9 protein-coding genes are annotated in these 13,255 nt (G+C 56.8%); 2 read left to right on the top strand and 7 right to left on the bottom strand.

What is annotated here, in order from left to right; translation table 11 throughout:
* Positions 1–223: 223 nt before the first annotated feature.
* Together DWA01_RS02555 and DWA01_RS02550 are read right to left on the bottom strand one after the other, a co-directional pair.
* A complete protein-coding gene (locus DWA01_RS02555) occupies positions 224–2,278 on the bottom strand; it encodes an oxidoreductase (RefSeq protein ID WP_114284083.1) in 2,055 nt (684 codons plus the stop codon).
* Positions 2,275–2,919, bottom strand: a complete 645-nt coding sequence (locus DWA01_RS02550) for a TetR/AcrR family transcriptional regulator (protein WP_114284082.1) — start codon at positions 2,917–2,919, stop codon at positions 2,275–2,277. The genes DWA01_RS02555 and DWA01_RS02550 overlap by 4 nt, the downstream gene beginning before the upstream one ends.
* Positions 2,920–3,019: 100 nt before the next feature.
* Between DWA01_RS02550 and DWA01_RS02545 the strand changes: the two genes are divergently transcribed.
* The gene (locus tag DWA01_RS02545) at positions 3,020–5,479 is read left to right on the top strand and encodes a GcvT family protein (RefSeq protein ID WP_114284081.1); all 2,460 of its coding nucleotides are present in this window, start codon (positions 3,020–3,022) and stop codon (positions 5,477–5,479) included.
* A gap of 110 nt (positions 5,480–5,589) precedes the next feature.
* Here DWA01_RS02545 and DWA01_RS02540 read toward each other — a convergent pair whose 3' ends face one another.
* From DWA01_RS02540 to DWA01_RS02520, 5 genes are all read right to left on the bottom strand, one after another.
* Complete coding sequence (locus DWA01_RS02540) at positions 5,590–7,020, bottom strand: aldehyde dehydrogenase family protein (RefSeq protein WP_114284080.1); 1,431 nt, start codon at positions 7,018–7,020, stop codon at positions 5,590–5,592.
* A gap of 40 nt (positions 7,021–7,060) precedes the next feature.
* Positions 7,061–8,362, bottom strand: coding sequence for an NAD(P)/FAD-dependent oxidoreductase (locus DWA01_RS02535; RefSeq protein ID WP_114284079.1), 1,302 nt, complete (start codon positions 8,360–8,362; stop codon positions 7,061–7,063).
* Positions 8,363–8,378: 16 nt separating this feature from the next.
* Positions 8,379–9,776 carry an aspartate aminotransferase family protein gene (locus tag DWA01_RS02530; RefSeq protein ID WP_114284078.1) on the bottom strand — a complete coding sequence of 466 codons (1,398 nt, stop codon included), beginning with the start codon at positions 9,774–9,776 and terminating at the stop codon, positions 8,379–8,381.
* Between the two features lie 28 nt (positions 9,777–9,804).
* Entirely contained in the window at positions 9,805–11,181 is a 1,377-nt protein-coding gene (locus tag DWA01_RS02525; RefSeq protein WP_114284077.1) for a glutamine synthetase family protein, read from the bottom strand.
* 109 nt (positions 11,182–11,290) lie between these two features.
* The gene (locus DWA01_RS02520) at positions 11,291–11,884 is read right to left on the bottom strand and encodes a GntR family transcriptional regulator (RefSeq protein WP_235008401.1); all 594 of its coding nucleotides are present in this window, start codon (positions 11,882–11,884) and stop codon (positions 11,291–11,293) included.
* A 237-nt stretch (positions 11,885–12,121) separates the two neighbouring features.
* Here DWA01_RS02520 and DWA01_RS02515 point away from each other — a divergent pair, with 237 nt between their 5' ends.
* Positions 12,122–13,207: a polyamine ABC transporter substrate-binding protein gene (locus DWA01_RS02515; RefSeq protein ID WP_114284075.1), complete on the top strand. Its 1,086-nt coding sequence runs from the start codon at positions 12,122–12,124 to the stop codon at positions 13,205–13,207.
* Positions 13,208–13,255 lie beyond the last annotated feature (48 nt).

Raw genomic sequence — 13,255 nt, 5'->3', positions numbered from 1 at the left:
CCGGAACTGCCAAAAGGACTCACCGCCGCAGCGGCAGACAAAACATGTTCTCGGTTTGGCTCCGGTTTTGCATAACCCGCGCGCTGAAATGTGCAATTTTCACATAAGTTCGCAGCCCCTGACAAAGCTTGAAGCTACCGCGCTTTGGGTCCGGGCCTCCCAGCCACAAAACTGCCAAAAAATTGGGAATACGCCACCCCGATGTGCTCAGTTGACACCGCCTCTAGCGGCGCTCTGACAGGTCCCGTTTTGCCACCTGATCCGGCTCCGCAGGCGCATCAAGTTCTCGCGCATACCGGTGCCCGGCATAGGTCGCAGCCGCTATAATCGCTGGCGCCTGGCAATCGCCAATCCGCTTAAGGGTGAAGGGTAGGTCTTTGAAATCACCACCAACTTTGCGGGCGAGGCTTTGATACAACCCGTCTTCCGGCCGGCGCTGACAGACCATTACAACGGAGGTAACCGCCAGCTCCTTCACAGCACCCGAATATTCACAGACAAGACGCGCGGCGCTGCCGTCAAAGCTCTCAAGACTCTGCGACAGCTCCAACGCCACACCCAGTTTCATCAGATGTTTGCGCACCCGCCAGCGCTCCGACGTCATCCCAGCCCAGGCCGACACACTGTCAGACGGAGTTGCCAGTGTTACAGGCACATTTCCCCGCAAAACACGTTCCGCAATTACCCCACCCATATAGTAGTTGTCTTCGTCATAAATCAGTGTTGGACCCGCAGGCATTTTGCCCGCCATGATATCGTCTGGCGTCAGGATTTCGACACCGGTTTGTGTAATGGAAACATAGGCTTCACCGTCAAACCGATCCCGTCGCCAGCTGGAACCCGTGGCAATCGCAACGTGGTCCACTCCGAGCTCAAAAATGTCTTCTGCCGTCATGAGGCTCTCGCGGAAAACGGCGACATTTGGCATATTCAGCAGTTGTTGTTCACGATAATCCCGCACCCGGGCATATTCACTCATGCCCGGAAGTGTGCTTTCCAGACTGACACGCCCCCCCAAATTCCGACGGGCCTCAGCCAGCATAACCTCATACCCCCGCGCCCCCAATGCCCGCGCCGCTTCCAGCCCGGCAGGCCCGGCCCCAACGATCAACACCCTTGTGTCTGAGCCCTTTGCAGCGATCTTTTCCGGGTGCCAACCTTTGCGCCATTCTTCGCCCATAGTCGGGTTCTGAGTGCAGCGGATCGGCACCCCAAGACTGTCACCCGAGTAACAGACATTGCAGCCAATACACTCGCGAATTTCCTCGAGTTTTCCGGCCTTTATCTTGGCGGGCAGAAACGGATCAGCAATGGACGGACGCGCCGCACCGATCAGGTCGGTGATCCCCCGTTTTACCTGGCTGACCATCGTGTCAGGCGAGGTAAACCGGCCCACAGTCACCACCGGTTTTGAGGTCACCGATTTCACAAAATCCATATAGGGTTCCAGCGGCGCTTCTTTCACAAAACGCGAGACACCCATCTCCAGAGAATAGTCGGCAATATTGATATCCCAGAGATCCGGAAGCTCTGCCAGCATCTCAAACATCTCGCGCCGCTCGCCATGAACCGGCACCCCGTCTTCACCAATCGTTTCATCTGCCGCAAACCGCACCGCGACGGCACAAGTGTCACCGACGGCATCTTTTGTTTCCTCAATCAACTCCCGCACCAGTCGTGTGCGGTTTTCCAGCGATCCACCATATTCATCGCCACGGGTATTCATGTGCGGATTCAAAAAGTTAGAGATAAGATACCCGTGGGTGGCATAGACATAGACGATATCAAAACCGGCCTCTTTCGCGCGTAATGCGGCGTTGCGATGCCAGTGGCGAAAGTTGCGGATGTCGGATTTGTCCATGGCCTGGGTCTGATACGGGTGACCTGCCAGGTTCGGAAAACTGGCCAGATCCAGCGGCACCTCGCGGGTCATCAGGTTCGCCGTGCGCGCGCCACCGTACCACAGCTCCGCCCCCGCCAACGCGCTGTGCTCATGAACTTTGTCCGTCATCAACCGATGGGTGCGGATGTCATTGTCCGTCCACAGAGCGGCAGATGGATGGGGCAAATCGTCCGAACTGGCATGGATCGAATTATACTCGGTACAGACGACGCCCCAGCCACCCTCGGCTTTCACGCCGCGCATTTCCGCAAGCATTTGCGGACGCAACGCCCCCATGCCGGTGCAATGGGGCACCTGATAGAAACGGTTCTTTGCCACCACCGGCCCGATCCGGACCGGCTCAAACAGGATATCGTAACGCGGGTCCCGGCTCATACCGCCCTAACCCGTTGAAAATGGGACGGGAAAGTCGTGGCCAGGTAAGTGCGGATCTGTTTCACCGCATCTGCGCGCGTAAACTTGACCGGATACATCAGCATATTCAGCCAGAACCCGTCGAAAAGACCTTCTAAGGTGCTGGCGACGCCCCTGGCATCAATCCCCTTACTATCGCCATCCGATATGATCTGCTGAAACAGATCTTCAAGAACCCCCAACCGTTCGGCGTCTATCCGCGTGGTGATGCTGCGGTAGGACTTGCGATACGCCGCCTCGCCAAAAAATGCGAACCACACCGTTAACTTTTTACGACTGCAAATATGCGGGTGGAACTGCGCATCGATGATGGCATTTACCTTCTGTGCCGCGCTCAGGCCGGGCCTGGAGATCTTATTCGCCCACCGGTCCCGATGTTCTTCGGCCAGAAACCTCAGAGTTTCCTCGAGCAGGTTGTCTTTGTTCTTAAAGTGGAAATTCACCAGTCCAAGGGAGAGCCCCGCCTGGCGAGTAACCGTCGTCATGGTGGTTCCCGGGATACCGTTCTGGCTAATTGAGGTGATTGTTGCTTCGATCAACTGCTTGCGTCGTATTTCCGGCGGCGCGGTGCGTTGTGGTTTTTTGGTTTTTGCGTCAACCATCTGGCAACTCCACTGAATGTTCATTCAATCAGTGGGTTGATTTTCGTGGCAAGTCAAACCCATAATTTATCAGATGCCGAATCCCTGCAGGAGCCGCACGATGAATAATCCACTTCCAACACACGCCCAGACCGTGATTATCGGTGGCGGCTCCATAGGTTGTAATACGGCTTACCATCTGACCAAACTGGGCATGACGGATGTGGTGGTGTTGGAGCGTGACCGGCTGACAAGCGGCACAACGTGGCACGCGGCAGGGCTGATTGTAGCAGGTCTTCTGAAGACGGAGGCCGAATGTGAGATCTACACCCATGGCCGTGATCTTTATGCCAGTCTTGAGGCGGAGACCGGGCTCCCCACCGGATTTCGCGACGTCGGCTATTTGCAGATCGCCAATAACGAAGAACGCGTGCATGAAATGCGCCGGCTAGCCCCCTTCATGCGGCGTCACGGCATCAACATTCACGAAGTCTCGCCCGGGGAAGCGCAGCAGCTGTTTCCCATTGGTGATCTCAGTGATGTGTTGGCGGGGTTCTACATACCAGAAGACGGCCGGGCGAACCCGGTTGACCTGACCATGTCACTTGCCAAAGGCGCACGCATGGGTGGGGCGCGGATCTTTGAAGGTGTCAACGTCGCTGAAATCATTGCTAAAAATGGCACCGCAACCGGCGTGCGCACGGCAGACGGTCAGACCATCACTGCGGAAAATGTCGTTATTTGCGGCGGGATGTGGTCGCGGCAACTGGGTGCCAAAGCTGGCATCAATCTGCCCCTGCAGGCCGCCGAGCACTATTACCTGATCACCGAGAACATCGAAGGGCTTCCACGTGACCTGCCGGTTCTCGAAGACCCTTCAACCTACACCTATTACCGCGAAGAGGTGGGCGGGCTAATGCTGGGGCTGTTTGAACCTGGCGCGGCCCCGTGGAAGCTTGACGGTATTCCTGAGGACTTTTCGTTTGGTGAAATCGAACCCGACTGGGACCGGGTCGGCCCCCATCTCGAACGCGCCTATTCCCGGGTGCCGTCAACACTCAACACCGGTGTGCGCAAACTGTTCTGCGGGCCGGAAAGCTTTACTCCGGATCTTGCCCCACTGGTGGGTGAAACGCCCGAATTGCGCAATTGTTTTGTGGCCTGCGGCATGAATTCGCTGGGCATTCTGAACGGGGCTGGGACCGGCAAAGTTCTGGCGCACTGGATCGTCGACGGCATTCCCAAGATTGACGTCACCGGCATGAATGTGAACCGGTTTTCCAGAAACGAAGCCACCCGCGCCTTCCGCCGCGACCGGGGTCCTGAACTGTTGGGGAAAATGTTCGGCCAACATTACCACAACGAGGCCTTTGAAACCGCGCGCGACTTGAAACGCTCCGTCATCCATGACCGGCTGGCCGCTGCCGGCGCCTGTTTTACCGAAGGCCTTGGCTGGGAAATGCCGGACTGGTTCGCACCAATACCCGCGCAGGCCAGCGTTGAACGCTACAGTTGGTTCCGCCAGAACTGGTTCGAGTGGCACGCCGAAGAACACCGTGCTGCACGTGAAGATGTGATCCTGATGGACATGTCCAGCATGTCAAAATTCATCGTCCAGGGCCGCGATTCCTGTGCACTTCTCAACCGTCTCAGTTGCAACGACGTGGATGTGGCGCCCGGCCGTATTGTCTATACCGCATGGGTGAATGAGGCTGGCGGTTTTGAGGCGGATCTGACAGTGACCCGGCTGGAAGTCGAGAAATTTATGATTGTGGTCGGTGAAAATTCACACGGTCACACAGAAATGCGCATGCGTCGCCATATCGGCGAGGGCGAATTCGTGGCAATCTTTGACGCCACGCCTGGCGTCACTCAGATCAACATCCATGGCCCAAAGGCGCGCGAGTTGATGCAGAAAGTCAGCTCAACCGACCTGAGCAATGACGCGTTCCCCTTCATGAGCGCGCAGAATATCGATGTGGGCTATTTCAACATCCTCGCACTGCGGGTGACATTTGTCGGAGAGCTTGGCTGGGAATTACATGTGCCCGCGATCCACGCGGTGCAGGTTTTTGACCTGCTGGTCGAGGCGGGTGGCGAATTTGGTCTGCGGCAGGCCGGCATGCAAACACTGAACTCTCTGCGGCTGGAAAAAGCCTACCGCGATTTTGGGCTAGATGTGGACAACACCGACAACCCGATCGAGGCGGGTCTTGGTTTTGCAGTAAAACTGGACAAACCAGGCGGCTTCATTGGCCGCGACGCGCTGGCTGCGATCAAATCGAAGGGCGTGCCGAACAACCGGATGCTGCAATTCCTGCTGCAAGATCCCGAGCCGCTGCTCTATGGCAATGAGCTGATCTTGCTGAACGGCGTTGAGGTGGGTTATTTGCAAGTTGGCGGCTATGGCCACACTTTGGGCGGCGCTGTCGGTATTGGGTTTGCCACTCTGGATGAACCGTTGACCGCCGATATCGTCAATCAGGGCGCCTGGGAGATTGACGTGGCGGGAGAGCGGATCAAGGCCACGGCCTCTTTAAAACCACTGCTGGATCCCTCAATGCAGCGCATCAGGTGCTGAACTTGACCGCACCACCTGCCCCTGCAACGTCAACTTAAGAAATCAGGCGGAACCCACAGAATAAGTGGATTCCGGAATTCATTTGCATACCGGACCGGGTACCGGCAGCTTTACGGTCGCGAAATGGCTTTCACCTCAAGAAAATCTTCCAGACCAAACGCCCCGCCTTCACGGCCAATCCCGGACATTTTGTAGCCCCCAAACGGGCTGCCCCAACTGATATCCGAGCCGTTGATATGCACCATGCCTGCCCGCAGCTGCCTTGAGACGCGGGTGGCGCGCGCCTCATCGCCGGTTTGCAGATAGGCCGCAAGCCCGTAAGGCGTTGCATTGGCGATCGCAATCGCATCGGCCTCATCCTCAAAGGGAATGATGGTCAAAACCGGACCGAACACCTCATCCTGAGCAATGCGCATGTAATTGGAAACATCGGCGAATACAGTCGGGCGAACGTAGTATCCTGTTTCAAACCCTTCAGGTTTTCCGGGGCCTCCGACAAGCAATCGCGCGCCCTCGTCAACGCCGGCCGCGATCAGTTCCTGAACACGGTCATATTGCATCTGGCTGACCAGAGGGCCGATATGGTCGCCTGGGTCCTGTGGATCACCAATCTCCTGCGCCGCGGCTGTCTTCTGCGCCACCTCCAGTGCTTTGTCATAGACGCTGCGCTCCACCAGCATCCTGGTCGGGGCATTGCAGGACTGGCCTGTGTTCTGAAAGCAGTGCTGCACGCCGCGTACGACGGCTTGTTCCACATCCGCATCCGCAAATATAATGTTTGGGGATTTTCCGCCCAGCTCAAGCGTGACACGTTTCACCGTCGCCGCCGCATCCCGTGTCACCGCCACACCACCGCGGGTGGATCCGGTAAAGGACATCAGATCAATTCCGGGATGAGCAGACATCGCCGCCCCCACAACGGGCCCATCACCGTTGACCAGGTTAAATACGCCCGCAGGCACGCCGGCCTCATGCAATACTTCGGCATAAAGCAGCGCATCAAGCGGTGTCAGCTCAGAAGGTTTCAGCACCATCGTGCAGCCGGCGGCAAGGGCGGGCAGCACCTTCAGCACGATCTGGTTGATCGGCCAGTTCCATGGGGTAACCAACCCACACACACCGATTGCCTCGCGCCGGATCAGGTCCCCATTGGCACTGGTCTCCTCAAACTTCTGCGCTTTAAGCGCGGCGAGTACCCCATCAAGATGTCCGAGTCCCACCGCCGCCTGAGCGTTTTTGGACAGGCTTGCCGGCGCACCTAGTTCGGCAATGATCACCGCAACAAAGTCGTCATACCGGGCCTCGTAGACCGCCCGGATCCGTTCGAGCAAGGCAATCCTTTCATCCCGCGTGGTCTGAGAATAACTTTCAAACGCCCGGCGCGCCGCGACAACCGCCCGGTCGACATCCGCTTTGGAGCCGAGCGAGATCTGTGTGATCTCTTCCTCAGTCGCCGGGTTCAGCACCGGAAAAGCAAACGGTTCCGCCGGATCAACCCATTGGCCATCAATATAGAATTGCTTCACATGTGATACGATCATCGTGTCATCCTCTCTTACAAACAGTATCCCCGCGCCGGTGTCAGATCTTGTCGCGTAGCGAAAACCAGGTCATTGCCAGAACCAGCAGTGGCCAGCGCAGCGCCACTCCGCCCGGGAAACGTGGTGTCGGAACAGAGGCCATCAGGTCAAACCGTTCAGCCTGGCCCGCGATGGCTTCTGCCGCCAGCCGCCCGCCCAGGGTGGCCATTGCCACTCCGTGTCCGGAATAACCGCTGGCGCTGAGGATATTGCCGGTGATTCTGGCGAAATGTGGCATCCGGTTCAGCGTGATCCCAAGCGTTCCGCCCCAGGCATAGTCGATGTGCGTTTCCGCCAGTTGCGGATAGATTTTCAACATCGGTTTGCGCACCAGCGCGGCGATATCTGCCGGGAATCGATAGCCATAGGACTCGCTGCCGCCAAACAACAATCTACGGTCCTGAGACAGGCGGAAATAATTGATGACAAATTTGGAATCCGCCACAGCGTGATTGTTGCGGATCAACGCGTCTGCGGCTTTTTCAGAAAGGGGTTCGGTGGCAACAATAAAATTGTTGATCGGCATCACCCGGGCGGCGACTTGTTTTTGCAGCCGCCCCAGATAGCCATTGCAGGCCATAACCACATGCGCTGCGGTGATTTCTGCCTCAGACGTGCGCAGTATTGCTGGGCTAGTCTCCTCCACACTCAGCACTTTTGAGCGCTCAAAGATTCGCACCCCGGCCGCCCGGGCGAGCCGGGCCAGGCCGAATGCGTAACGCAGCGGATGCAGGTGGCCGCCGCCCATATCAAGTGAACCACCATGATAGGCGGGGGAGCCGACCAGATGGCGGATTTCCTCACGGTCCAGAGGACGGATCAGATCGTAATTGTAGTCCCGGCGCATCTTTTCCGCATGTGCGTGGCTGTCCCGCACAAACCGGGCCCGGTGGTCAGCATGGATGATGCCATCAGCAAACCCGCAATCCATATCATTGTCGCGGACCAGATCGCGGACCTTCTGTACAGATTCACAGGCCAGATCCCACAGCGCCCGGGCATGATCCATACCCAGCATCTGCTCCAGTTCTTCCTGTTCCAGACGCTGGCCCATCCCGACCTGACCGCCATTGCGACCCGAGGCACCAAAGCCAACGCGATGGGCATCCAACAGCACCACATCATACCCGCGCTGTGCCAGATGAAGCGCGGCAGACAGACCGGTAAATCCGGCGCCGACCACACAGACGTCGCACTTCAGCGCGCCTTTGGCGGAGGGAAATTCCGCAAGTGGCTGCGCTGAGTCCGCGTAATAGGAGGGCGGGTAGACGCCCACCTGGTCATTTGAGGTCAGAATATCCACGCTGCGTCCTTTGGCTTCAGGCCGCGTTGAGCAAGCCGTCGGCCTTAACGGACGCATAGGTCTGATCCAGCGATTTCACCACCAACCGCATCATTGTATCGATGTCAGACTTTGTCACGATCAGCGGCGGCGAGATGATCATCCGGTCCCCGACATGACGCATGATCAGACCATTGGCGAAACAATTTTCCCGGCAGATCGTCCCAACGACACCGGGATCGGACGAAAACGGCGCCCGGGCGGATTTATCCGGGGTCATCGCGACCGACCCCATCATCCCGACGATCTTTGCCTCGCCGATCAGCGGGTGATCCGCTAGTTGCGCCCATTTTTCCGCCAGATAGGGGCCGGTCACGTCACGCACATTAGTGACGATATTTTCTTCGTCCAGGATGCGCAGATTTTCCAACGCGACGGCTGCTGCAACCGGATGGCCGGAATAGGTATAGCCATGGTTGAAATCGCCGGCGTTGTTGACGACATCGGCGACCTCGTCACAGATCAGCGAGCCTCCAATCGGCTGGTATCCGGAAGACAGCCCTTTGGCGATGGTCATGATATCGGGGCGAATACCATAGGTTTCTGAGCCGAACCAGTTGCCGGTGCGGCCAAAACCACAGATGACCTCGTCAACGATCAGCAGAATTTCATGCGCGTCACAAATACGTTGCAGCTCTGGCCAGTAGGTTGAGGGCGGAATAATCACCCCGCCCGCCCCCTGCACCGGCTCGGCGATAAAGGCTGCGACATTATCTTCACCCAGCTCGGCGATTTTGGCCTCCAGCTGGCGTGCCCGCTCCAGGCCGAAGTCTTCAGGGCTGGAATCGCCACCTTCGGCATACCAGTTGGGCTGATCAATATAGGCGATATCGGGGATCGGCAGCCCGCCCTGCGCATGCATCGCCTGCATGCCGCCGAGACTGGCGCCGCCCAGGGTCGAGCCGTGATAGGCGTTTCTACGGCTGATGATCACTTTCTTGTCGGGCTTGCCTTTGGCCGCCCAATAGTGGCGCACCAGACGGATATTGGTGTCGTTGGCCTCAGAGCCAGACCCGGCGTAAAATACATGGTTCAGATCGCCGGGCGCAAGATCTGCAAGGCGTTTTGACAGCGCGATCACCGGCACATGTGTGGTCTGAAAAAACGTGTTGTAATAGGGCAGCTGGTTCATCTGCCGCGCCGCCACCTGTGCCAGCTCTTCGCGGCCATAGCCGATGTTCACGCACCACAGCCCGGCCATGGCGTCGAAAATCTCTTTTCCATCCGAGTCGGTCAAAGTCACGCCTTTGGCCTGGGTAATCACCCGGACCCCCCTGGCATTCAGCTCGGCGCCCGCCGTAAACGGGTGCATGTGATGCGCCGCGTCAAGACGTTGCAGTTCTTCAGTCGGCATGTGGTTGCTGATCAAGGTCATCAGATGGCTCCTCGTAGGGTCTTCGTTGTCAGACGTTCAACAAAAGATGTTCGCGCTCCCAGGGGGAGACTTCGGCGTGAAATTCTTCCAGTTCTGCTTTCTTGATCGCCTCAAAAAGCGTGCAGAATTCTTCACCCAGAACGGCGCGGATTTCAGTGGCTTCTGCAAAAAGATCCAGCGCATCATCCAGGTGGAATGGCAGGCTGTTACCGTCGTGGTAGATCTCACCCTGGACCGGATCCCGCGGGCTGAGCTTGTTTTTCAGGCCCAGATAACCGCAGGCAAGACTGGTTGCGATCGCCAGGTATGGATTGCTGTCGATGCCGGTCACCCGGTTTTCGACCCGACGCGCTTCGGGCGAAGAATGAGGGATGCGCAATCCGGTGGTGCGGTTGTCATGGGCCCACTCAATATTGGTCGGCGCCGCCTCCCGGTGCCGGTAGCGCCGGTAGGAATTCACATAGGGCGCCAGGATCGGCATCACATGGCGCAGATGGGCCTGCGAGCCCCCCAGGAAATGATAGAATTCCTCGGTCGCATTGCCCTCGTCATCAGTGAATATATTCTTGCCGGTTTCGGCGTTCAGGACGCTTTGATGGATGTGCATTGCCGAGCCGGGTTCATCGCGCATCGGTTTGGCCATAAAGGTGGCGAAAATCCCGTTTTTCAAGGCCGCTTCACGGATCGCACGTTTGAAATAGAACACCTGATCCGCCAGTTTCAGCGGATCACCATGCATCATATTGATTTCAATCTGACCGGCACCGCCCTCCTGAATAACCGTGTCAATCGGCAGCCCCTGGGCTTCGGCAAAATCATAGATCGTATCGATCACCGGACCATACTCATCCACTGCGACCATGGAATAAGACTGCCGCGACGCTCCGCGGCGACCGGTACGCCCGACCGGCGGTTCAATCGGCTCATTCGGATCGATATTGGGCTTGGTCAGGTAGAATTCCAGCTCAGGCGCCACCACCGGCGCCCAGCCCGCGGCGGCATAAAGATCGAGAACACGGCGCAAAACATTGCGCGGCGCGATATCAACCCGGTCACCGTCGCGCGTTTCCAGATCACAGATCACCTGCAGCGTCACATCATCATCAGCCCAGGGTGCCGCCGAAGCAGAGGCCATATCCGGACGCAGAACCAGATCGATTTCCATCCACTGGTTTTCAATTTCCATATCGACATATTCACCGGTGACCGTCTGATAAAACAGTGAAACCGGCAGGAAAAACGTGCTGTCCGGCGTGAACTTGTACGCTGGCATTGCTTTGCCGCGCGACATGCCCACGAGATCCGGGATGATACATTCGACTTCGTCGATGCGCCGTCCTGCCTGGTACTGCCTGAAGGCGTCAGGCAATGCGTCGGGCCATTTGCTTTGTGTCTCGGATCTCACGGTATCACCACATTTGATTATTGACCTGAGCCGCCCGGCTCATCTCCGGACGCCATTATCGATTTTAGAATATGATCATATTATTTACTGTCAATCTTTTTTGATCATATTATTCGTCAGAGAGTGACAGCCGGACCTGTTTCACCCCTTGCTGAATGTCAGCTTTTATCGCGCGCGCAACAGCTTCCGCATCACCTGAGCGCATGGCAAGAAGCGCTTCTTCATGCATGTCCGGCAGGTTGGACGTGCCGAACCGCCCGCAAACAACACGCAGAGAGGGCCCGATCCGCAACCAGAGCATATTGGCAATCGACAGCAGGATTTTCGCCTCTGAGATCTCATAAAGGGCTGCGTGAAAACGATAATTATGCTCAAGATAGCCGCGCACATCACCCTTGGAGATCGCTGTGTTCAAGGCGTTGTCGATCTCAGTCAGCTTTACGATCTCGGCGGACGACATGCGTTTTGCAGCGAGATACGCCAGATGCGGCTCGACAGACAGGCGGGCGAATGCCAACTCCTCCAGCTGCGATAAAGTCAGCTCCGGCACGCAGACCCGCCGGTTGCCCTGAAACTCCAACGCCCCTTCTGCAGTCAGCCTGCGGATCGCCTCGCGCACCGGTGTCATGCCGGCCCCCAACAGTTCAATCAAACCCTGAATCGTCACCGCCTGCCCGGGAGTAAGCTCTCCGAACAGGATCATTTCCCTGATTTGGCGGTATATAACTTCGTGAGTGGGTAGCTTTTTTCGGATCACGTCCACGTCTGTCTTTTCCTTCATTGTACCATTCACAACCAGAACACCACTGCTACCATGGTGTCGCCCCACAGACAAATATTCACGCTCAAAAATTGTTTTGTTGCTTTTTGGAACTACATTTGATCAAATAATTTCAGAAGAAAGCAGAAACCTTTCCAACACCCAACGGGAGTAAGCAATATGAAGAAGACCTGGTTACCGCTCGCTGCGGCCCTGACCGTCTGTGTCAGCGCCGCTTCCGCCCAGGAAGTCCGTGTTTACAATTGGTCAGATTACATTGACGATGAACTTCTGGAAAAATTTGAGTCTGAGACCGGGATCAAACTGATCTACGATGTCTTTGATTCCAATGAACTTCTTGAAACCAAACTGTTGGCTGGCGGCTCCGGATACGACGTTGTTGTACCGTCCGGAACCTTTCTTCAGCGCCAGATAACGGCCGGCGTATTTCAGCCGCTGGATCTGGCACAATTGCCCAATGCCGGCAACCTCTGGGACGTGATCAAAGATCGCACAGAGACTTATGACCCGGGCAACGCCTATTCCATTAACTACATGTGGGGCACCACTGGCCTGGGCGTCAATGTTGGCAAAGTGCGCGAAGTACTGGGCGAAGACGCACCGATTGGCTCCCTTGATCTTATCTTCAATCCGGAAAACATGAAAAAGCTGCAGGCCTGTGGCGTACATTTTCTGGATGCACCCGGTGAGATTTTCCCGGCCGCGCTTCAATACCTGGGAGAAGATCCCGACAGCAAAGACAAGGATGTGCTGGCGAAAGCGGGCGAACTGTTAAGCGCGGTCGCGCCTTATGTTCAGAAATACCACAGCTCGGAATATATCAATGCGCTTGCCAATGGCGAGATCTGTGTGGCTTTAGGCTGGTCGGGTGATGTGTTGCAGGCGCGCGACCGCGCCGCTGAAGCCGATAATAATGTCGAGATCGTGTACAACGCCCCCAGTGAGGGCGCGTTGATGTGGTTTGACCAGATGGCCATTCCTGTCGATGCACCGAACCCGGAGGCCGCACATGCGTTCCTCAATTTCATCCTCGACGCCCAAAACATTGCTGCCGCGTCGAACTATGTTTATTACGCCAACGGCAACCTGGCATCGCAGGAGTTCCTGGTGGCAGATGTGATTGAGGATACGGCAATTTACCCGGACGAAACAACGCTTCAGAATCTGTATATCACCACACCTTACGCGCCAAAAATCCAGCGTGTCGTAACCCGGATGTGGACAAAAGTTAAATCGGGCATCTGAACCTGAGCCCTCTCCCGCAGGTATGCCGGCAACCGGCGCATCCTGCGG

The organism is Candidatus Halocynthiibacter alkanivorans (assembly GCF_003333265.1).
Classification (GTDB): Bacteria; Pseudomonadota; Alphaproteobacteria; order Rhodobacterales; family Rhodobacteraceae; genus Halocyntiibacter_A; species Halocyntiibacter_A alkanivorans.
Note: the sequence above shows the minus strand (reverse complement) of the source record. Positions and strands in the feature narration are given on the sequence as shown.